Source organism: Arsukibacterium tuosuense (assembly GCF_900215315.1).
Lineage (GTDB): Bacteria > Pseudomonadota > Gammaproteobacteria > Enterobacterales > Alteromonadaceae > Alishewanella > Alishewanella tuosuense.
Genome location: NZ_OBEB01000003.1, coordinates 41,671 through 61,729, shown reverse-complemented (window position 1 = coordinate 61,729; position 20,059 = coordinate 41,671). Strand labels below are relative to the sequence as shown.

Genomic DNA, 20,059 nt, shown 5'->3' with positions numbered 1-20,059 from the left:
CCTTAGAATAAGCCACTGTTTTCGCTAAATAATTCATCAAGTTGTTTATCTACTTTGATATAGATCTCATGCTGAATTTTGACGTTAAGATTGATATTTATCGGTTCATTCGGTAGTTCAACCTGAACCTTAGGGGTACAGGCAAGTAACACGATACTTGCAGTTAGCACCACCCCGGCTAGTCGTCTCATGGTTTTTCTCCATTGGCAGCAGCTGCTGCTTGTTGTTGTTTAAGATACTGTTGGACCCGCTGAGTGATCACATCGTTCAGCTTATTGGTCAGTTGCAGACTGGTAATCAGTGCAGGTAGATCTTCTTCCAGGTTTACATTTAAATTAATGGCCCGGCCTTGTTGCAGATTTGGGTTGCTACCCTGTAATTTCAGCCCCAGCACAAGTCTGCCACTGGTATCGTAGCTGATATCACTACTAAGTACCGTATACTGGAAATTCTCCAGTGCATCAAATACCAGTTTCATATTGCTGTTAGATTTTGCCATGGCGCTGGTGCTTTCTGACTGGTACTGCAAGCGGCCGCCTGGCGCTTCGGCTGCAATTCTGCCTTCATTAACGCTAAGCCCCTTGGTACCAATAGTAATGGGAACGGTACCAGAGAGCTTGCCATTACCGGTTAAATCACTGGACGGGTGTTGTTGTAACAGGCTGGCCAGGTCAATCTGTTGAAGTTGCAATATCAGTTGGTTTTCAGACTGGCTAAAATCCAGCTGCTGATTATTGGCGGTTATTTTTCCTTGCATCAGCTGTAATTCAACTTGTTGTAAGTCGACGGTTAACTGTTCTGGCCTGGCTAAGGGCAGGCTGGCGGCGCCGGTCAGGCTAAGGGGCCCCATCTCAAAACCATGATTAAGTCTGTCAAGCCGGAAGTTTGTGGTATCAAGGTGCAAGCCGTTATCGTGCAGTGCGATGTCGACGCTGGCATTTAAACCGGCAAACAAACTTCGATCGTAAATGCCGGCTAAATCTCCCAACTGTAATTGACTACTGCTGGTTACGTCACTGTGGTTAACATTAATCTCACCACTGGCGCTGAGCTTGCCCCGGTTTAGTGTCAGTAGTTCAGGCCAGGCATTGATAGTGGCTGCCAGCGGGTTACCAGCCAATAAAAAAATCTCTGCCAACTGCCATTGTATCGTCACGGCACTGGTCGCTGTCTGATAGTTAAGCTGGTGCGAAACCGTTATTCCGGCATCATTGCTAAGCTGGCCGTTTTCAACAGTAAAGTGCGTCGCGTTACCACGAAGCAGGCCCTGCCACTGCCAGTTCTGGCTAAGTAATGCCGGATGACTGAGTTTATTGACGCTGAGACGCAGATCCGTGCTTAAGTCTGTTATACCACCTTGATCGCCACCGACATGACTTTTAGCTAACGATAGCTCAAGATTGTTCGTCGTTACGGTGTCTGTGGCCAAGGCGCCTGAAAGTGAGCCTGTCAGTGAACTGCCATCTTTTAGTGTTACTTGCCAGTTGTCAGCCTGCCAGTGACCGCTAAGCCCGGTTTTAAGCTGCAGGCTAGTCAGTGCAGCAGCCTGTTGTGGTAGTTTAAGCCTGGCGACTGAGGCCATGAGTTCTGCTTTATTAATGGCGATGGCTAAGCTGTCAGTCAAATCGACCGTCAGCTCACTTTCCAGACTGAAATTGGTGCCACCTTCGCTCGATAGTGCCAATTGCAGTGGTAACGCGGCCATATCTAATGGCCTGGTAGTGTTGGAGCTGAGGGTGGCGGGATTGGTGGTGTTGGCACTGATGACAAAGTCGACCGGATTCAGTTTCACGCCGTAATCTGCTGCAGCGGCAGGCAGTTCCAGCTCAGATAAGGTGCCGCTGGCGTTAAGTTGCCAGCGCGATACAAGTTGATTTTTCAGGGTGAGCTCTGCATTTAGTTCGCCCTGAATTAACCCCAGTTGCGGCAGGTAAAACGGGTCAGGTGCACGGCCGACAACTATTGCCTCTATGTCGTGCTTGCTAAGCAGGGTACTCAGATCGCCATTGGCGGGTAACTGCCACTGCAGTTTGCTGTACAGTTGCACCGGTTGCTGGAACTGCGCCAGCCAGGCGTCAGGCAGCTCAACACCCCATTGGCGGAGCAACGTCTGATTAGCTGTTGAGGGCGGCGACAGTGCTAGTATCAACTCAGTAACAGCCCGCTGACTGTCAGGGATGATCTGTTGTTTTACCTTTAAGCCAATTTGTTCTGCTTGCTGTACCGTTAATTCCAGCGTTGGCTGCGGTGCCGGCTGATAGGTCAGGTCAATCAGAAATTGTGATATGGCCTGGTCTGTCTGCTGCCCATCTTGTCCCTGATGATTGCCTGCTGCAGCGGGTAGTGCGCTAAGGCTGAGCTGGCTTTGCCAGTAAGGTGGTTTGCTGGAATCGGCTGGCCCGGCAGATTGTGGTGGGTTGACGTAGTTTAAGTAGCCATTCAAATCCAACTGACACTGACCTGCAGGGCAGGGTAACAGTATGCGGGTATCGTTAATGTGGATATGCTCTGGCAACCAGTCTGGTAATTGCCAGTTATCAGGTAACCTGAAAGGGCTCTGTTGCGTTGTGGCTTCAGGCTGGGCTGGCTTATCCAGTGTAATCAGGCCCGGGCCCAGGCTCAACTGCTGTAAGGCGGGTTTAAATGCTTGTTGCCATTGCCAGTTAATATCGACGTTTTGCAGCTCAAGCTGATGCAAAGCGCCATTGTGTGCCAGTTGCAAGCGAACGCTGGCAAACGAAGCACCTCGCAAGGTTAACCGGCGAAAATCCAGCTGCAGATTACTGATCCCGGCCTGAACAATTTGTTGCTGGATATACCAATAGCCAACGACGGCTATCACAGGCAGGCCGATAACCAATATTAGCAATGCTTTTAAAAAACGTCGCATAGTGTGTCCAAGCGGCACCAGTCAGGTAAGTTATTAACGGTGAACAATAATTGTTAATGTAGTTAAGCCTACCTGAATAAGTTCTGAATTAACAAGTTAGCCTGAAAATGTCGAACCAACTAGTTATTAATTGTAAAAAAGGGCAACCCCGAGGCTGCCCTTGCTGTAGTCAAACTCTTGTAGTTGGCTGCTTACTGCCGGGCCTCGGCTGACGCATCGCGAATAGCACGGAATTCGTTGCCTTCATACCAGTTTGGCCATTGACGGCTGTTTGCCAGTTCATTACCTACCCGGTAATACAGGAATAAATCCTGCTGAGCACCGCGTAAGTCGAAATCATCCCGCCATTCATCCTGTACCTTATGATAGCAGCAGCGGTTGTATTCAGCGCGCTGGGCCGCACCCCATTCAGCGCCTTTCTGGTAATGATCATTGCCGCCTTTAGCGTACAGAATAGGCACGCCTTTTTTCGACAGGTTAAAGTGATCTGAGCGATAGGCGATGCCGGCTTCCGGGTTAGGTTCTTTCACCGCATAACGGCCTTGTTGTTCGGTATATTTAACCAGAATTTCTTCTACCTCGGTGTTACCCAGGCCAACTATTACCATATCTTTCATCGGGCCATACATGTTCATCACGTCCATATTAATGGCCGCCGCGGTTTTCTCCAGTGGAAATACCGGATTAGATGCATACCAGGCAGACCCCAGCAAGCCGCGCTCTTCTGCTGTTACCAGCACAAAGGCAACTGAGCGCTCGGGTTGGGGTTGTTTGGCAAAGTGCTCTGCCAACGCAATAACTGCCCCGGTGCCGCTGGCATTATCCTGGGCACCATTAAAAACTTTATTATCCGGGTTAGAGAAATCCATACCCAGATGGTCCCAATGCGCCATATACAGCACGTATTCGTCCGGGTATTTACTGCCTTCAATATAGCCGACGACATTACTGGAGGTCAGTTCGCGCAAGTTGTTGTTTACGGTAACCGATGCTTTGGCATTCAGCGGTACTGGTTTAAAGTCTGGCTCCAGTGCTTTTTTATGCATGGTCGCTAAATCGGTGCCGGCGTTGGCAAACAGTTTTTCAGCTGACTCTGTCGTTAACCAGCCTTCAACTTTTGAGCGGCTCATGTTTTTATCTTCGTTAACCAAATCAAATTTGATGGGTGAACCGTGAGCAACCACGCCCCAGCCGTAGCTTGCCGGTGCGGTTTCATGAATAACTAAAGCCATGGCTGCACCCTGGCGGGCCGCCTCTTCATATTTATAGGTCCAGCGGCCATAGTAGGTCATGGCATTGCCGTTAAACAGTTCCGGATCCTGGGTGGCATAACCCGGATCATTTACAAACATAACCACCGTTTTGCCTTTAACATCAAGACCTTCATAGTCGTTCCAATTGTATTCCGGGGCGACGATACCGTAGCCGACAAAAACCATCTCGCTGTCTTCAACGCTTACCTGCTCTGTTACCTGCGTGGTCCAGGCAATCATTTCATCCCGGTATTTAAAACTGTCCGGCAGGTTTTCACCCGTCAACGTCATATCAGATACTTGCTTCGGGTCGATTTGTACCAGCGATACCGGCTGCTGATAACTGTCTCCGTCTATCGGCTTTAAACCAATACGCCGGAAATGCTCCTCCAGGTAGGCAACGGTTAATTCATCACCTTTGGTTGCCGGGGCCCGGCCCTGAAATTCATCAGATGCCAGTGTTTTAATATACTCAGCTAAACGCGGGTTAAATTCGGTATCAACCAGCTCAGCGGCTTGCTCAGGTTCAGGCTGACTGTCTGCTGCCGGTGCCTCTGGCTCCTTTGAACAGGCGCTGAGGGTTAATACCCCGGCAAGAATGATATAAAGTGGTGAAAACTTCAGTGACGTTTTCATAATGGCTCCAGTGTATACGTGGTTGTTATTAATAGCTTATTATCGTTTTAAATGGTTAGTCTGCATAGCCCCAGGGCGCCGGCGGCAACGCGACCTCCTGGGTCAGATCAAAATCTACCCGAAACTCCCGGCCTTCCCGGATTAACCGGTAGCTGAACTGTTCAGGATAAATAAACATTTGCCAGATATTGGTATTTGACTGTGGGATACCCCGGGCGGTAAACAGCTCCTTTGAATACTGATCGGCATGAAAAGACTGTGCTGTAGCCCAACCGGCATCGAGGGTCTGACCGCCATACATGGTTTGATCATCATGGCTGCCGTCGGCATTGCGATGGTCGTGTTTTAAGGTTAAGCCTGAGCCGGTTTTAGTGATGATCCAGGTGCGGGAATGATTATCACCCACGTGAAACGGGATTTGCAGCTGGCTGTCAGTGCATTTTCTGACATGCATGATCAGGGCACCTTCAAACCCGGGAGCCGGTGGATTATCGACGGCAATTTTACCTGCGAAAGCTTTACCGCACAGCGCTTTTAAGTTGTCAAAATAGGCGTCATGGGTATCGATGGAAACTAAGGGTGCGTCCTGGACAATATTGGCGCCGGCACCGAGGCTGATAAGTAAGGTGGCAGCAATAAGCGTCTTTTGCATTTTTTTCTCCTTTTAAGACAACCGTACTATACCCGCATTGCGTAAAGTCATCAAACTAATGGCTTTTAGCTGCTATGCTAAACAGCAACCCTGACTAAACCAGTAAAAACGGACCGATTATGCATAATGAACTTGATGGTAAATTACTTTTAAATGTTTATGCCAAGGTAGAAAAACATGGCAAGCCAGTGGATACCGACCACGGTGCAGGTTTTACTCTGGATGGCCTCACTGTCAGCCAGGGCTTTGATGGTTATGAAGTCTATTTTGCCTCTGCCAAAGTGCAATTAACCCTGGGTTTTCATCATAAATGGCACAGTGATGCCCAGAATGAGAAAGACATGGATGCCTTTATTGAATTGATTAAATATATTAACAATAATTACAGTTAATTGATTAAATACTCCTATCACTAAGGCAGTATTCAGTTAATGCTGTTATGATGCGGCGCAAAATAACCGATGTAAATCGGTAGACGTGCGCTAAGCTGATAGACGGCTAAAAGGCTATTGCTATCTGGCGGCTGACAGGGTAAAGTGGCCGCCGTCAATCATATCTGATAGACCAGAAGAGGCGCGTTAACCAGGTAACCCGTGACAGAAGACTATACTTCGCAGCGCGGGCCAGGGGGATTAACGCCGAGGAAGTACGCGATATAGTGTGTGTGCTTTCGGTCGGGCAGGCTGAATCCTGCCGACTGTCACCTGTTTGTTTGGTGGAGAGCTTCTGGCCTTTGTTATCGATAGCAACGGTCTGTAACCATTCCCGTTTTGCTGCAATTAGCAAAAGCCATGCTCTGCTTATTTTATTTTGTAAGGAGAGACACCCTTGTCCAATCTTATTATTGCAAAATTCGGTGGCACCAGTGTCGCTGATTTTGATGCGATGTCCCGTTGTGCCGACATTATCCTGGCCAACAATGCCATCCGGGTTGTTGTGGTCAGTGCCAGTTCCGGCGTAACCAATCTGCTGGTAGAAATCACCAAAACCACTAATGTTACCGAGCGTTATGACGCTTATGCTGGCATTGAAGCCATAACGCTGGCGGTACTGAACCGCTTAAGCCAGCCAGAGCAAGTCGCTCAGGCAATTGAAGTATTGCTGGCTGAGCTTAAAGCGTTAATTGAAAACGGTGGTGCAGTATACAGCAGCGCCCATAAGGACCTTATTCAGTCATTTGGTGAGCGCTTAAGTTCGGCGCTGTTCAGCCAGGTGCTGAGTGAGCGCGGTGCCACAGCACAGTGTTTTGATATTCGCCGGATAATGCGCACCGATAGCCGCTTTGGTCGTGCTGAGCCGCAGGTTAAGCAGATTGCTGAGCTGGCGGAAATCCACTTAAAGCCGTTGATTGCCGATCAACGAATTGTAACCCAGGGTTTTATTGGCCAGGATGAATTTGAGCAAACCACTACGCTTGGCCGGGGCGGCTCTGATTATAGCGCCGCGTTGCTGGCCGAAGCATTGCAGGCTGATACCGTGCAAATCTGGACTGATGTGGTCGGTATTTTTACGACCGACCCAAGGTTGACTGATCAGGCGCGTTGTATTGCTGAAATCAGCTTTGATGAAGCGGCTGAAATGGCCACCTTTGGTGCTAAAGTGCTGCACCCGGCCACGCTTATTCCGGCCATGCGGCGCAATATCGGGGTGTTTGTCGGCTCCAGTCGTGAACCGGAAGCAGGCGGCACCTGGATTGCCAGAGAAGTACAGCAAAGGCCACCGTATCGCGCTATCGCCCTGCGTAAATCACAAACCTTAATCACGGTGAAAAGCCCTGATATGTTGCACGCAGCAGGTTTTCTGGCGCGGGTATTTGATATTTTAAGCCGGCATCAAATCTCCGTTGATTTAGTCACCACCTCAGAAATCAGTGTCGCGTTAACCTTAGATGAAGGCGGCATGACCAGCGCCTTCAGCCATGCGGTAGAGCCGGCACTGCTGGAGCTGCGGGCGTTTTGTGAGGTGGTAGTAGAGCAGGGCTTAAGTCTGGTGGCAGTAATTGGTAACCATTTGCACAGCAGCAAAGGCATTACCGGTGAGCTGTTTCAAACGCTGGAACGGATTAATATGCGGCTGATTTGCCATGGTGCTTCTAAACACAACCTGTGCTTCTTAGTGCAGGATGCTGATGCGCCGGCGGTGGTGAAACAGTTGCATTCAAACTTGTTTAGCGCCTGAATTAAAATAACAGCCCCAACTCCTTACGCCAGAGCTGGGGCTGTTATTAGTCGATAACAGACTAAATGTTAGCTATTAACCGTTGCGGCAGTATCTGGCAGTGCCTGTTCATTTACCAAACCCTCTGAGCGACCTACCACTAATGCCACCATGGTATCGCCGGTAACATTGGTAGCGGTGCGCATCATATCGATTATCCGGTCGACTGCAGCAATAAAGGCGATACCTTCCAGCGGTAAACCGACCACACTTAGCGTGACTGTTAACATTACCATCGCAGTGCCCGGCACCCCTGCAGTACCTAATGAAGCCAGCGTTGCCGTACCGGCGATAAGCAGGTAGTCCAAAGCGTCCAGCGGTATACCATAGATATGGGCAATAAAAATAGCCGCTATCGCCGGGAAAATACCGCCGCAACCATCCATATTGATGGTGGCGCCCAGTGGTAACACAAAACTGGCATAGCTTTTTGATACCTTAAGATCTTCCGTCACCACTTTATGGCTAACCGGCAGGGTACCGTAGCTACTGGCACTGCTGTAGGCCACTAACTGCGCGGGTAAAACTGCTTTAAAGAATGCCCGTACACCCATACCACCAAACATTTTTACCAGACCGCCATACACCAGCACGATATGAATTAAACACGCCAGATAAACCGCGCCAATAAATTTAGCTAATGGCAGCAGTGTCGCCAGACCAAAACTACCTACTGCCCATGCCATCAGGCCAAACACACCCAGAGGTGTTAATTGCATAACCATCCTGGTGATCTGATACATTATTTCCGCGCCCGCATGGATTACTTTTTTCATTGGCTCCGCTTTTTCGCCAACGACATTTATAGCAATCCCGACCAAACTGGCGAAGATGATTATTTGCAGTACATTGCCATTAACCAGCGCCGCAACCGGATTGGTTGGAATAAGATTAGTGATAACGTCGGCTACCGGCGGGATAGTGCGTTCACGCACCTCACTGGTGGTAAGTTGCAGGGCATCGCCCCAATTAATTAAACTGCCAATGGTTAAGCCGATTAGACTGGCAATAAAAGCAGTAAATAAAAACAAACCAATGGTTTTACCGGCCAGTCGGCCCATTTTCTGGTTATCAGCCAGCGAAGTAATACTGGTGATCAGCGCAAAGAATACCAGCGGCACCACCAGCATCTTGATGGCGTTAATAAATAGCGTACCCAGCGGCTTTAATGCAGTGGCGGTTTCACCTAACACCAGGCCGGCTATGACGCCCAGAATCAAGGCACCCAGTACCCGCTGCCAGAAGGGGATTGCAAACCAGAACGCAAACATAAGTTACCACCCGAGCGTAAAACTATCGCTAAAATATAAAGTTGCGCCATTATAGAGACAACAAAAGCGGCCACAAGGCCGCTTCTCTATATGTTATAACCAATATGTTAGGTGGAGTGGTGTTGGATCAGTTGCGACTGTTATTCGTAGGGTAGCGGATCGGTAGCGTTATTAAGGGCAAAGGCTTCTAAGCGCTCCTGACAGGAGCCACATTTACCGCAGGCCTTTTCACGGCCGTTGTAGCAGGTCCAGGTTTTGCTGTAATCAAGGCCCATTGCCAGGCCGTCTGCTAATATTTCAATTTTAGTCTGATAAAGATAGGGGCTGACAATATCAACCGGCTGATAGTTGGCAATCTGACAGACATCATTCATTTTCTGGACAAACTCTGGCCGGCAATCGGGATAAATAAAGTGATCGCCGGAATGGGCGCCGTAATAAACCGCCCGGGCACCGATTGAGTCGGCGTAGCCCACGGCCAACGACAGCAAAATCATGTTGCGGTTGGGCACAACAGTCGATTTCATATTATCGGCGGCATAATGACCCTCAGGCACATCGATGTCACTGGTCAGTGATGAGCCACTTATCAGCTGATTAATAGCTGAAATATCGACAATTTTATGGTTGATATTCAGTTCTTTACAAACACTGGCGGCGCATATCAGCTCTTTAACATGGCGCTGGCCATAGTTAAATGATAAAGCATAAACGTCGTGGCCGGCGGCTACCGCTTTGTGCAGTATGGTAAAGGAATCCATACCACCAGAATAAATAACCACAACTTTTTGGCTCATCAGTGCCTCTCTCTGTATAATAGCGGACAAATCGGCCGCGCATTGTACTTGAACATCGCTGTCAGATCACCTGCTTGTCATAAAGGAAACCGCGGCTTGTTGTATAAGGTTAATGAAATTTTCGAAACCATCCAGGGCGAAGGTAGTTTTACCGGGGTGCCCGCGATCTTTGTCAGGCTGCAAGGGTGTCCGGTGGGCTGCGCCTGGTGTGATACCAAGCATACCTGGCTGGTTAATCCTGAGCTTGAAGTTAAGCTGGACAAGGTGATGGCCAAAGCAGCGGATACGGAACAGTGGACCTCGTTATCTGCTGAACAAATGTTGACCCTGTTTGAAAGTGAAGGTTACCAGGCACGGCATGTGGTTATTACCGGTGGCGAGCCCTGCATGTATGATCTTAAACCGCTTTGCAACACCCTGCACAACGCCGGTTATCAAACCCAGATTGAAACCAGCGGCACCTTTGAGATACTGGTACCGCCAGAAAGCTGGGTAACGGTGTCACCCAAAGTAAATATGAAAGGCGGTTATAAAGTATTGCAAAGTGCGCTGGACCGGGCAGATGAAATAAAACATCCGGTAGCGATGGATAAACATATTGAGCAACTGTTACAGTTACTCAATGATACTGATACCGGCAATAAGCTTATTTATCTGCAACCCATCAGTCAACAAGCCAAAGCGACGGCGCTGGCTATTGCTTATTGCAAAAAATATAACTGGCGGTTAAGTGTGCAGGTGCATAAATATCTGGGGATTGAATAATAGCCGGCTGCTGGATGATGTCAGCGCGACGGGCTCAGCTGTTATGTTCTAGCCAGTTTTGTAATTCTTCCAGACACGTTATCGGGTCATGCTCGGCAGAGAGTTTTTGTTTTAAACCCGGCTGCATTGGCATCAATTCCAGCCAGCGCGACGCAAGCCAGCTGGCATTATTTAGCTCAGGCTCCGGGTAAAGCTGTTGCAGCTGGGGGTATTCTGCCAGTAGATGCAGCAGTGAACTCGCTAAGTCACTGTAGCGTTCACTGAGTCTGGTTACTGGCCAGCTGGTTAACTCATTTACCTGCGCCACGTTCAAACCATCATCTTCCTGCCAGCGCCGGGTAATTTCTACCCGGCATACGCCTCGCACTGTTATACCTAGCAGACCATCCGGAAGTTGTTCAAAATCGTCAATAACCACCTCGGTTGCCAGTGGCAGGATCCGATCACGATGCTGCTGGGTAACAAAGGGGTTGAGCAAGGCCATCGCGAAACGGCGTTGACCCAGTCCGGCTTCTTTTACCAACCTGATATAACGTTTTTCGAACACCCGCAGGCGCATTTTACCACCCGGTAAAATAAAGCTGCTCAATGGAAATAACGCCAATTGTTTACTCATACTGCAATACACTGCGATTTCGTTTCTGATAATGTTAACAATACGGCCATCGTTGTTTATCAGATCGGCGCTGTTCAAATATTTCTGGCCATCGGCTCACTGGCTATTTTAACAATTCATGTTAAATTTAGAGGGTAAATCATTACTATGCGCAATGCTCAGAGGTTTTAATGCTGTTTATCCTGCGCCAGTGTGTAATGCTGTTATTACTGATATTTACAGTAGCCTGCAGTGTTGCTGCGAGTGAAAGAAGCGTGTTACGAGCTGTGGTCAGTGACAGCAATACGCCTCCTTACGCTATTTTCGACGACTCGGGCAAGCTGACTGCCGGCCTGAGTAAAGATATACTTGATGCGTTAGCCCTGGTCAGCCAGTTGGATATTCAATACCTGGATTTACCCAGAGCCCGTATAGAAAGCTGGCTGGAAACGGGGCAGGCTGATATTGCCTGCTTTCTCAACCCGGATTGGGTGGCTGAGCCAACCCTGTATCTGTGGAGCCCACCGCTGTTTGCTACCCAGCAATTGTTTATACGTCGGGCTGATAGCCAACCCATTAACGCGCTTCCTGATTTAGCAGGCAAGCGGGTGGGTACAACCCGGGGGTTTACTTACCCTGAGCTTGAGCAGGTTTTCGCATTGGGTGACGTGATCCGCGATGATGCTCATTCATTGCAAAGCAATCTGAAACGGCTTGAGCAAGGTCGGCTTGATGTGGTGATGAGTGTCGATTTATCTTACTATTTTTTTATGAATAATGGTGGCTTAGGTAGGTTCGGAGCGGATCCGATCTGGTCGGCGCCGCCATCAGTTTACTGTGCCATCAGTCGTCATAACTCACAGTTATCGTCCCGGTTGCTGAGGGGGCTGAATACACTGGTAGATAACAAGTTTATTAGCAGGCAACTTCGGCGTTATAAAGGCGAACCAGCCGAATAAATCAAGCTGGTTACAGGTTAACGTCGTGGATCGTTTTTTAGGCTGGGGATCTTCAAACCCAGCTCGATCCCCCGATGTCTTGCATAGTAGGTACAGCCTATAAACATCGCTGTCGCCAATGCCAGCTCAACGCCTGCCAGCAACTGATATAAGCCAGAACTGACCCATAAGTTAGTTAAACTATGCAGAAAGTAGATCATCACAATGAAATTTGCCCAGGCAAAGGTATAGGCTTTGCCTTTGATAATGCCATACATAGGTAACCATAGCGGTAACCATAACAGGCCGGTGCTGATTAACTTATTACCTGTGACCTCGTCAGCACCACCACCATAACTTGCCGGTGCTAACCAAAGTAGCCACAGCGGTATCAGCAACCATAAACCCCAGTATCCTGCCCGGGCCAGTCGGAGAAACATCCTGGTGCGCGGCGCCATTGCTACATTATTTTCTTTATTCATTGTTTATCAAAACCTGCAGATTTCAGCGACATACTCAGTTGAGCAAGTCGCTTACCAAAAGCCACTGCCAGACGTTGCTCAGCCACGCTCAGTTTAGTATCACCCTGTAAACCGCTAACATGAGTCGGGCCATAAGGCGTACCACCACTTTGGGTATTGTGTAATTCCGGTTCGGAATAGGGAATACCCATTAATACCATGCCATGATGAAGTAAGGGTAACATCATACTTAATAAATTAGCCTCGTTACCACCATGCATGCTGCCTGATGAAGTAAACACACCGGCAGCTTTGTTTATTAGTTCACCTTTTAGCCAGACACTACTGGTATTGTCCCAGAATGCTTTAGCCTCGGCTGCCATATTACCAAAGCGCACCGGGCTCCCAAACGCCAGGCCATCACACTGGCTGAGATCGGCATTGCTGACGGCTGGATGCCGACCAGGTTGCTCTTGCTGAAAACCGGCAATACTACGAATAACCGCTGTCGCACCGGCCTGAGTAATGCCAATTGCAATTTTCTCTGCTAATGCTGCCACGCTGCCATGCCGGGAGTAATAAAGGATCAGAACCTGCGCGCTCATCAGAGAATCGCGCTTATATTACTTAGTGGTCTGCCAATGGCTGCCTTTTCACCATTGATAACAATTGGGCGCTCAATGAGTTTCGGGTGTTCTGTCATTGCCGTTATAAGCTGTTGCTCAGTGAGGGCAGGGTCATTTAATTGCAGGCTGGAATACTCGGTTTCTTTTGCGCGTAACAAGCTGCGGGCAGGAATGTTGAGTTTGGCGAGTATATTGGTTAGCTCGTCATATGTCGGCGGTGTTTTCATATAGTCAATAACAGTCAAACTTTTACTGTCATGTTGCTGTAGCAGCGCCAAGGCCTCGCGGCTTTTTGAGCAGCGTGGATTGTGGTAAATAGTAATCATAATTTTTCCGTTAACGTCTTGAAACGGGTTAGCTGGTCGAAGCTGACTGCTAACCCGGCTTACATTTGTTTAAGCCGATCAAACTCAGCCTGTAGTTGTTGTTTTTTTGCCTCAACCCGTCTGTTTTCCAGCCGGGATTTTTCACCAATATGATTAAGTGCCTCGTTCAGATCATCAATGGCTTTCGGGTAATTAGCCAGTTGGTAATACAAATCTGCCCGGGCCTCGTAATATTTCGGATAATCTTCCAGTTGCTTGTAGGCCGCAGATAATAAATCGTAAGCCAGAATATTGTCGCTTTTGTAATAGAGTAAGTTGCGAAGCAGGTGGATAGCCAGACGATAGCTGCCAGCTTTAACTGCAGCATTAGCGTAATTAAGGGTAACAACCTGATTATTGGGCCTGATTAGATACTCTTGCTCCAGCATTTCCAGTGCTTTTTCAAATTGATTCTGTCCCAGCAAAATATCAGTATACGCATCTACGTAATATAAGTTATGTGGATCTTGCTGCAGTAAATCTTCGATGATTTGCTGCGCATCAGCGAACAGGCCGTTATCAAGTTTAGCCAGAGCCAGACCGTAAAGGTTAGCCTTAGTGTTGCCTCCTGGCTGACTTAACCTTTGTTGAAATATTTCTACAGTCTCTTTGCTTGAGTATTGATATCGTGCCAGCACCCTGGCTTTACTTAAAATGTAGTCTTTGCTATCAGGAACATAGCGCTTTGGAAATTGTTCAGCCCGAAGTCGGGTATCGCTAACCCGAGCCTGAGACAGGGGGTGCGTTTGCAAAAATGCTAATTGCTGATTTACAAAACGGTTTTGCTGAGTAAGTTTATAAAAAAACTCGGGAACGGCGTAAGGGTCAAAGCCCGAGTCCGCCAGTACTTTCATGCCTATCCGGTCAGCTTCTTGCTCATTGCCACGAGTGAAATTAATAGCGCTTTGCTGTGCTGCACCTTGTGTCGCCATCATCGCCGCCATTCCGGCTTCAGCATTTACACTGGCCAGTACAATTGCCCCTAATATGGCGGCTAAAGACATCGGCGCACGTTGATTTTGTGCTTCGACAAAACGGGCGATATGGCGTTGCGTAACGTGAGCAATTTCATGAGCGATAACTGAAGCAAATTCACTCTCAGAATCTGAGACGGCCAGTGTGCCGGTATGAGACGCAATATTACCGCCCAGGGTCGCAAAGGCATTGATGTTTTTGTTGTTAACCCAATAAAACTTAAAAGGAAATTTGACGTCGCTGGCGCGTGCTACCAGACGGTTGCCCAGGTCGTTGATGTACTCATCAAGCAGTGGGTCGTATACCATGGGCAAGCTACCCCGGGTCTGGCGCATCATGACATCGCCCAGCTGTTTTTCTTTTTCAGGTGTGATGGTTGAGAAAGCGTTGCCACCTATGTCGGGCAATCCTGACTGGGCTACGACAGAGCCACTTATAATGCTGAAACTGGCCACGCAACCTATTAGAAACTGCTGTGCTGCTTTATATGACATACTGCCCCGATATTAGTGTCAGATGATGACATTTACTGGAAGATTGGTCTGTTAATTAACGATTTAGTTCAGTAGCAAACAGCTATTTATTGTGGCCTGTCAGGTTGTCATAACGCAATCAGTATATTTAGCAGAAGAAGCGATAATTTAGCATAATCAGTAGCTGGACTGACAGATAAGCCACAAAATTTGTTTTAAGTTAGTTATACTGAGCCAATACGATGTTTTTACAAGCAAAGGGTTGGAGCGGCGTTATGCTGGACTGGTTAAAAAAGTGGTATACCAATAAATTTTCAGACCCTCAGGTTGTTACCTTATTTTTAACACTGTTATTGGGTTTTCTGGCGATCTATTGGTTAAGTGGTATGCTCGGCCCGGTATTGGTGGCCATTGCGTTTGCTTATTTACTGGAGTGGCCGGTAGCGCGCTTATCCAGGCTGGGCTTTAGCCGTACTATCAGTACGACTGTGGTTGTTGTGAGTTTTATTTCTGTAATTACTCTTATCGTCATGTCAATTATTCCGGCTGCCTGGGCGCAGGGACGTAATCTGGCCAGAGACTTACCCAGTATGATCGAGTCAGGTAAAACCTATTTACTTGAACTGCCTGAATTATTCCCCGGCGTGGTTAGTGCTGAACAAATTTACTTGATGATTCAGACCGCTGATGAGCGTTTGATGACATTTAGCCGGGAAATTCTGTCACTTTCACTGGCCTCGATTTTTGACGTCGTCGCGGTACTTATTTATTTGGTACTGGTACCGGTGATGGTGTTTTTTATGCTGAAGGATAAAGAGTCGCTAAGCAGCAGCTTTGTTGGCTTGCTGCCAACCGAACGCAAATTGATTAGTCAGGTCTGGCATGAAATGAATGGTCAGATTATGAATTACATCCGGGGGAAAATTCTGGAGATCCTGATTGTAGGTGCAGTCAGTTTTGTTGTCTTCACTCTGTTTGGTTTGAATTATGCGTTATTACTGGCGGTATGTGTCGGGTTTTCAGTATTGGTTCCTTATATCGGCGCTGCGTTGGCAACGCTGCCTATAGCCCTGGTTGCACTGTTTCAGTGGGGGCTTACCGCTGAATTTGGCTACCTGATGCTTGCTTACGGCATTATTCAGGCATTGGACGGTAATGTGCTGGTGCCTTTGTTATTCTCTGAGGTTGTCGACCTGAACCCGGTGTTTATTATTATTGCTGTGCTGTTCTTCGGTGGTCTTTTTGGTTTCTGGGGAATTTTCTTTGCTATTCCGCTGGCATCGCTGGTGAAAGCGACGATAAAAGCCTGGTCCAGCAGAGTTCACCCACAGCCGGAAAATGCTGTGGATGGCCCGGTTTAATCCTAACCGACAATACCAGTGTCACCGGACCAGAGTTACCAGCGATAACTTACGGCAATACCGGCGGCAAATTCACGGCCAGCGGCAGGTTCAAATGATCTGCCATTGGCCTGATTAACGACCACTGCACCGACATAGGCTTTATCAGTAATGTTATTCAGGCTGAGCCACTGACTGAATTGCCAATGCTGATATCGTTGCTGGCTATGTACACTGGCGCTGAAATGGATAGCGGCCGGAGCGGCATCACTATTGTCATCAGTGGTATATACCTTGCTACGATAGTGGCTTTGCAGTGTGACATGCAGCGGTACCGTTAATAATGGCGTGAAGTGCCACTGCCAGTTAAGTTCACTGGCTGCCACCCCGGGTAATTGCATGCCAGCTCTTACGCCATCATCAAATTCTGCTCGTAAAATATGCCCGGATAGCTCAGAGCGCCATTGTGCTGATAATTGGTAATGCCACTGCAACTCCAGACCAACTCTGCTTGTTTTACTGGCATTGGCAAAACTGGTGCGTCCACCATCACTGTTTTGAGCAATAATTTCATTGTCAGTATCGATATTAAACAGGCTGAAACTGGCCCGCTGCTGGTTGTTTTGCCATTTAAGGCCTGTTTCCCATTGCTGGTTAGTACTGGCAGCAAGTTGCAGGTTGATACCCCCACCATTCGGGCTGTAAGCCAGTTCTGCCAGAGTAGGGGTTTCGAAGCCTTTGCCGGCACTGGCAAACCAGGCGAGTTGTGAACTTAACTGCCAGTTAACGCCAACCGCAAAAGCTTGCTGATAGTAGTTGCGGGTGCCACTATCATCCGGGTTTTCACCCTGAATATAATAATCGGTTATCTGATAGGTTAAATCGGTGTAGCGCCAGCCACCATGCCAGTTAATATCTGCACTGGCCTGATAATTCAGCCGGATAAACCCATCAATATTGCTGGCCTGATTGTTTTCATCCCGGCGCAGTTCACCACGTTGTCCAAAATCATTAATAAAGCCAAAGCGCCGATCATCGGTCCGGACCGCACTGCCGCCGATAACCGCGTTAACGTTGTTATGCAGCGTTAGCTGATACTGACCTTTCAGGCCATGATACTGCCTGTTCAGCAGTACTTCGCCGCCCGCTGAGGTAACGGCTGAACCGGGAAAAGGCAGACGCTGATTAATATCGCGCTCGCCCTGCCACAACGCGAGCTGGAACGGGTTAGTACCATCATCAGTTAAACTGATGCTGGTTTGTCTTTGTTTTACTGTTTTCTCGGTATCAAATAAGGTTGCCGCTGCAATCGTCTGGCGTGGATCCTGTCGCCACTGCTCCGGACTTAAACTCAATGGATCCTGCAAGTAAGGATCGTATGTCCAATCATAACGCAGGTTGAATTGCAGACTGTCTGTTAAACGCCGCTGCCAGTTAAACTGCAGTTGGTCTTTCGCTGCCCGCGAGTGTGGACGGTAGCCTTTTGTTTTAAACTGCTTTGCTGCAAGTTGCAGGCTTTGTTGATCACTTACCAGTGCGAGATTAAGTTGTTGTTGCTGATGTTGTTCACTCAGCGCAGCACGGGTTGTCAGTTCGTTCTGACTGTACTGCCGGCTATTAAGTGAAATCACTGCACCGGCGCCGTTGCCATAAAGCACCGCCAGCGGGCCCCGCAATACTTCCAGGCTTTGCACATTATCAAGTAAGACACTGGCAAGTTGGCCCTGACCATCTGGTGCACTTAGCGGAATGCCATCTTGTTGCAGGTAGATCCCCCTTATTCCAAAGGGACTGCGACTGCCAAAACCCCGCACACTCAAGCGGGTGTCTTGCGCAAAATTTGCCCTGCTGTCTGCTTGCAAGCCAGGGATACCTTGCAACAGCTGGGCACTGTCGAAGAGCAGTCCGGACTGCTCGGGCCAGGAGATATCGATACTGGCTGGGCTTTGCAGCCAGTTTTGTGCACTGTTGGTGGCACTGATAACGATGATTTCAACCGGCTCTTCAGCACTAATGGCTGACGCATGGAAAAGTACCGCCAGTGAACTGGCGGTAAGTAATGGTTTGAAACAAAGCAAAAGGAGGTGTCCTGTTATTTTATCGGTGTTAGTCGTAAGATCTGGCCATTTTTCTGATCAGTTAATAAGTATATCGCGCCATCCGGTCCCTGCCGGACATCACGAATACGCTGGCCAATCATTATCCGTTCTTCATCAGTAACTTTTTCGCCACTGAGTTCCAGTCGTACCAGCTGGCCAAATTTCAGGGAGCCCACCAGCAGGTTTTGTTGCCAGGCTTTAAACAGCTCACCGGTATAAAACGTCATCCCACTCGGTGCAATCGACGGCACCCAATAGTGCAGGGGTTGTTCCATACCATCTTGTTTGGTTTTACCAATTTTACCGCCACCATATTCTTCACCATAGGTAATTTCCGGCCAGCCGTAGTTGTGATCAGCGCGGGCGATGTTAATCTCATCACCGCCTTGCGGTCCATGTTCATGGGTCCAGAGCTGTCTGGTTTGCGGATGCAATGCCGCACCCTGAATATTACGATGACCATAAGACCAGACATCTGAAAGTGCATCAGCCCGCTGTAAGTAAGGGTTAGCAGCGGAAGGGCTTCCGTCGGTTGTCACCCTCACCACTTTGCCGTGGTGAGTGTCAAAGGTTTGCGCATCGTCACGGCGCTGACCGCGATCACCGAGTGTGATAAATAAGTCACCATTGTCAGCAAACACCAGACGGCCGCCAAAATGGTGGCGGCTGGCAAACTTGGGTTGAGCGCTGAAAATAACCTGAACATCGCTGATAGCATTATCTGTAAGCGTGGCTCGGGCCACTGCGGTGCTGCTGCCAGTCTCACCTGGTTCGTTATAGCTGAAAAAAATCTGGTTGTTTTTTGCAAACTGCGGGTGAAGAATAACATCCAGCAGACCACCCTGGCCTGCGACAGTGATGTCGGGCAACCCCGATAATGGTTCACTCAGGCTGCCATCGGCATTAACATAGCGCATGCGGCCGGCTCGTTCTGTTACCAGCATTTTGCCATCGCCCAAAAATGCCAGGCCCCAGGGGTGCTCAAGCCCCTCACTGACAACCTGAAGCTGGATGGTCGCTTTCTCAGATTTAATTTCTATGCTCTGTTGGGCACAGAGGCCAGTGCTTACTGCCAGCAGCGCAGCACTGCTGCAAAGCATTTTTGTCAGCTTATTCATAGCATCTCCTGTAAGGTTTTGGTTATCCTAGCCGTTGTGCCGGCATTTGACATAAAGACAGGCCAGAATGGCCAGCTGGCACGACAAATACCGGGTTAGCGAACCGTTACTGACTTTGCAGGTAGTCGATCACCACCTGATGGTGATCTTTCGTTTTGAATTTATCAAATACATGGGCAATGCTGCCGTCCTGATTTACCAGGAAGCTCAGCCGGTGTAAACCATCGTATATTTTACCCATAAATTTTTTGCTGCCCCATACACCAAACTGGTCGGCAACCTGATGATCCTCATCACCAAGCAGGATAAAGTTAAGCTGGTCCCGTTCGGCAAATTTTGCCAGCCGGGCAGGGGCGTCAGTGCTGATGCCAACAACTTTTACACCATGTTCCGCAAGCTTTGTCTGACTGTCCCGTAAGCCACAGGCCTGAACCGTACAACCCGGTGTCATGGCTTTTGGATAAAAATACACCAGGACTCTGCTGTCTTTAAGTAACCCGCTTAAGCTAACGGGTTGGTTGTGCTGATCTGGCAGCGTAAAGTCAGGTGCTTGCTGGCCAGTGGTTAATGTATGCATAGTAACTCCTT

Annotated in this window: 19 protein-coding genes and 1 riboswitch; of the genes, 5 read left to right on the top strand and 14 right to left on the bottom strand. The window is 48.6% G+C overall.

The genetic code is table 11. The annotated features are described in order from the left end of the window. Positions 1 to 2: 2 nt before the first annotated feature. From CRO03_RS07200 to CRO03_RS07185, 4 genes are all read right to left on the bottom strand, one after another. The gene (locus tag CRO03_RS07200) at positions 3 to 191 is read right to left on the bottom strand and encodes a YnbE family lipoprotein (RefSeq protein WP_097110963.1); all 189 of its coding nucleotides are present in this window, start codon (positions 189 to 191) and stop codon (positions 3 to 5) included. Then, positions 188 to 2,890, bottom strand: a complete 2,703-nt coding sequence (locus CRO03_RS07195) for an intermembrane phospholipid transport YdbH family protein (protein ID WP_097110962.1) — start codon at positions 2,888 to 2,890, stop codon at positions 188 to 190. The genes CRO03_RS07200 and CRO03_RS07195 overlap by 4 nt, the downstream gene beginning before the upstream one ends. 191 nt (positions 2,891 to 3,081) lie before the next feature. Then, the gene (locus CRO03_RS07190) at positions 3,082 to 4,779 is read right to left on the bottom strand and encodes a M28 family metallopeptidase (protein WP_097110961.1); all 1,698 of its coding nucleotides are present in this window, start codon (positions 4,777 to 4,779) and stop codon (positions 3,082 to 3,084) included. 55 nt (positions 4,780 to 4,834) lie between these two features. Further along, positions 4,835 to 5,431 carry a hypothetical protein gene (locus tag CRO03_RS07185; protein WP_097110960.1) on the bottom strand — a complete coding sequence of 199 codons (597 nt, stop codon included), beginning with the start codon at positions 5,429 to 5,431 and terminating at the stop codon, positions 4,835 to 4,837. A 119-nt stretch (positions 5,432 to 5,550) separates the two neighbouring features. Between CRO03_RS07185 and CRO03_RS07180 the strand changes: the two genes are divergently transcribed. Both CRO03_RS07180 and lysC read left to right on the top strand, forming a co-directional pair. Next, positions 5,551 to 5,823 (top strand): DUF3081 family protein, encoded by a 273-nt coding sequence (locus CRO03_RS07180; RefSeq protein ID WP_097110959.1) that lies wholly within the window; start codon positions 5,551 to 5,553, stop codon positions 5,821 to 5,823. Between the two features lie 168 nt (positions 5,824 to 5,991). Continuing rightward, positions 5,992 to 6,165: riboswitch (Lysine riboswitch) on the top strand. Between the two features lie 94 nt (positions 6,166 to 6,259). Then, entirely contained in the window at positions 6,260 to 7,609 is a 1,350-nt protein-coding gene (lysC, locus tag CRO03_RS07175; RefSeq protein ID WP_097110958.1) for a lysine-sensitive aspartokinase 3, read from the top strand. Between the two features lie 68 nt (positions 7,610 to 7,677). Here the strand turns inward: lysC and CRO03_RS07170 are convergent, their stop codons facing one another. Both CRO03_RS07170 and queC read right to left on the bottom strand, forming a co-directional pair. Then, a complete protein-coding gene (locus CRO03_RS07170; protein ID WP_097110957.1) occupies positions 7,678 to 8,919 on the bottom strand; it encodes a dicarboxylate/amino acid:cation symporter in 1,242 nt (413 codons plus the stop codon). Between the two features lie 140 nt (positions 8,920 to 9,059). Further along, positions 9,060 to 9,716: a 7-cyano-7-deazaguanine synthase QueC gene (queC, locus tag CRO03_RS07165; protein ID WP_097110956.1), complete on the bottom strand. Its 657-nt coding sequence runs from the start codon at positions 9,714 to 9,716 to the stop codon at positions 9,060 to 9,062. A 96-nt stretch (positions 9,717 to 9,812) separates the two neighbouring features. Here queC and queE point away from each other — a divergent pair, with 96 nt between their 5' ends. Continuing rightward, on the top strand, positions 9,813 to 10,481 hold the full coding sequence (gene queE, locus CRO03_RS07160) for a 7-carboxy-7-deazaguanine synthase QueE (RefSeq protein WP_212682374.1): 669 nt from the start codon (positions 9,813 to 9,815) through the stop codon (positions 10,479 to 10,481). Positions 10,482 to 10,515: 34 nt separating this feature from the next. On the opposite strand, the gene CRO03_RS07155 is transcribed toward queE, so the two are convergent. After that, a complete protein-coding gene (locus CRO03_RS07155) occupies positions 10,516 to 11,097 on the bottom strand; it encodes an LON peptidase substrate-binding domain-containing protein (protein WP_097111262.1) in 582 nt (193 codons plus the stop codon). 170 nt (positions 11,098 to 11,267) lie between these two features. On the opposite strand from CRO03_RS07155, the gene CRO03_RS07150 reads away from it, so the two are divergent. Further along, on the top strand, positions 11,268 to 12,035 hold the full coding sequence (locus CRO03_RS07150) for a substrate-binding periplasmic protein (protein WP_245861519.1): 768 nt from the start codon (positions 11,268 to 11,270) through the stop codon (positions 12,033 to 12,035). A gap of 17 nt (positions 12,036 to 12,052) precedes the next feature. Here CRO03_RS07150 and CRO03_RS07145 read toward each other — a convergent pair whose 3' ends face one another. From CRO03_RS07145 to bepA, 4 genes are read right to left on the bottom strand one after another with little or no spacing between them, the layout of a single operon-like run. Then, the gene (locus CRO03_RS07145; protein ID WP_097110955.1) at positions 12,053 to 12,496 is read right to left on the bottom strand and encodes a DUF2069 domain-containing protein; all 444 of its coding nucleotides are present in this window, start codon (positions 12,494 to 12,496) and stop codon (positions 12,053 to 12,055) included. Then, positions 12,493 to 13,080, bottom strand: a complete 588-nt coding sequence (wrbA, locus tag CRO03_RS07140) for an NAD(P)H:quinone oxidoreductase (RefSeq protein WP_097110954.1) — start codon at positions 13,078 to 13,080, stop codon at positions 12,493 to 12,495. Before wrbA ends, CRO03_RS07145 begins: the two co-directional genes overlap by 4 nt. Next, a complete protein-coding gene (arsC, locus tag CRO03_RS07135; protein WP_097110953.1) occupies positions 13,080 to 13,427 on the bottom strand; it encodes an arsenate reductase (glutaredoxin) in 348 nt (115 codons plus the stop codon). Before arsC ends, wrbA begins: the two co-directional genes overlap by 1 nt. Before the next feature lie 59 nt (positions 13,428 to 13,486). Beyond that, on the bottom strand, positions 13,487 to 14,935 hold the full coding sequence (bepA, locus tag CRO03_RS07130; protein WP_097110952.1) for a beta-barrel assembly-enhancing protease: 1,449 nt from the start codon (positions 14,933 to 14,935) through the stop codon (positions 13,487 to 13,489). A gap of 254 nt (positions 14,936 to 15,189) precedes the next feature. On the opposite strand from bepA, the gene CRO03_RS07125 reads away from it, so the two are divergent. Further along, complete coding sequence (locus tag CRO03_RS07125; RefSeq protein WP_097111260.1) at positions 15,190 to 16,275, top strand: AI-2E family transporter; 1,086 nt, start codon at positions 15,190 to 15,192, stop codon at positions 16,273 to 16,275. A gap of 35 nt (positions 16,276 to 16,310) precedes the next feature. Here the strand turns inward: CRO03_RS07125 and CRO03_RS07120 are convergent, their stop codons facing one another. The 3 genes from CRO03_RS07120 to bcp all read right to left on the bottom strand — a co-directional run bounded on the left by CRO03_RS07120 (position 16,311) and on the right by bcp (position 20,048). Then, a complete protein-coding gene (locus tag CRO03_RS07120) occupies positions 16,311 to 18,332 on the bottom strand; it encodes a TonB-dependent receptor family protein (RefSeq protein WP_097110951.1) in 2,022 nt (673 codons plus the stop codon). Positions 18,333 to 18,346: 14 nt separating this feature from the next. After that, on the bottom strand, positions 18,347 to 19,471 hold the full coding sequence (locus tag CRO03_RS07115; RefSeq protein WP_097110950.1) for a PQQ-dependent sugar dehydrogenase: 1,125 nt from the start codon (positions 19,469 to 19,471) through the stop codon (positions 18,347 to 18,349). Positions 19,472 to 19,577: 106 nt separating this feature from the next. Continuing rightward, the gene (gene bcp / locus CRO03_RS07110) at positions 19,578 to 20,048 is read right to left on the bottom strand and encodes a thioredoxin-dependent thiol peroxidase (protein WP_097110949.1); all 471 of its coding nucleotides are present in this window, start codon (positions 20,046 to 20,048) and stop codon (positions 19,578 to 19,580) included. Positions 20,049 to 20,059: the final 11 nt, after the last annotated feature.

Bases quoted from the DNA above. Each gene is read 5' to 3' on its own strand.
- CRO03_RS07200 (WP_097110963.1), bottom strand. From the start codon at position 191: ATGAGACGACTAGCCGGGGTGGTGCTAACTGCAAGTATCGTGTTACTT.
- CRO03_RS07195 (WP_097110962.1), bottom strand. From the start codon at position 2,890: ATGCGACGTTTTTTAAAAGCATTGCTAATATTGGTTATCGGCCTGCCT.
- CRO03_RS07190 (WP_097110961.1), bottom strand. From the start codon at position 4,779: ATGAAAACGTCACTGAAGTTTTCACCACTTTATATCATTCTTGCCGGG.
- CRO03_RS07185 (WP_097110960.1), bottom strand. From the start codon at position 5,431: ATGCAAAAGACGCTTATTGCTGCCACCTTACTTATCAGCCTCGGTGCC.
- CRO03_RS07180 (WP_097110959.1), top strand. From the start codon at position 5,551: ATGCATAATGAACTTGATGGTAAATTACTTTTAAATGTTTATGCCAAG.
- CRO03_RS07170 (WP_097110957.1), bottom strand. From the start codon at position 8,919: ATGTTTGCGTTCTGGTTTGCAATCCCCTTCTGGCAGCGGGTACTGGGT.
- queC (WP_097110956.1), bottom strand. From the start codon at position 9,716: ATGAGCCAAAAAGTTGTGGTTATTTATTCTGGTGGTATGGATTCCTTT.
- CRO03_RS07155 (WP_097111262.1), bottom strand. From the start codon at position 11,097: ATGAGTAAACAATTGGCGTTATTTCCATTGAGCAGCTTTATTTTACCG.
- CRO03_RS07150 (WP_245861519.1), top strand. From the start codon at position 11,268: ATGCTGTTTATCCTGCGCCAGTGTGTAATGCTGTTATTACTGATATTT.
- CRO03_RS07145 (WP_097110955.1), bottom strand. From the start codon at position 12,496: ATGAATAAAGAAAATAATGTAGCAATGGCGCCGCGCACCAGGATGTTT.
- wrbA (WP_097110954.1), bottom strand. From the start codon at position 13,080: ATGAGCGCGCAGGTTCTGATCCTTTATTACTCCCGGCATGGCAGCGTG.
- arsC (WP_097110953.1), bottom strand. From the start codon at position 13,427: ATGATTACTATTTACCACAATCCACGCTGCTCAAAAAGCCGCGAGGCC.
- bepA (WP_097110952.1), bottom strand. From the start codon at position 14,935: ATGTCATATAAAGCAGCACAGCAGTTTCTAATAGGTTGCGTGGCCAGT.
- CRO03_RS07125 (WP_097111260.1), top strand. From the start codon at position 15,190: ATGCTGGACTGGTTAAAAAAGTGGTATACCAATAAATTTTCAGACCCT.
- CRO03_RS07115 (WP_097110950.1), bottom strand. From the start codon at position 19,471: ATGAATAAGCTGACAAAAATGCTTTGCAGCAGTGCTGCGCTGCTGGCA.
- bcp (WP_097110949.1), bottom strand. From the start codon at position 20,048: ATGCATACATTAACCACTGGCCAGCAAGCACCTGACTTTACGCTGCCA.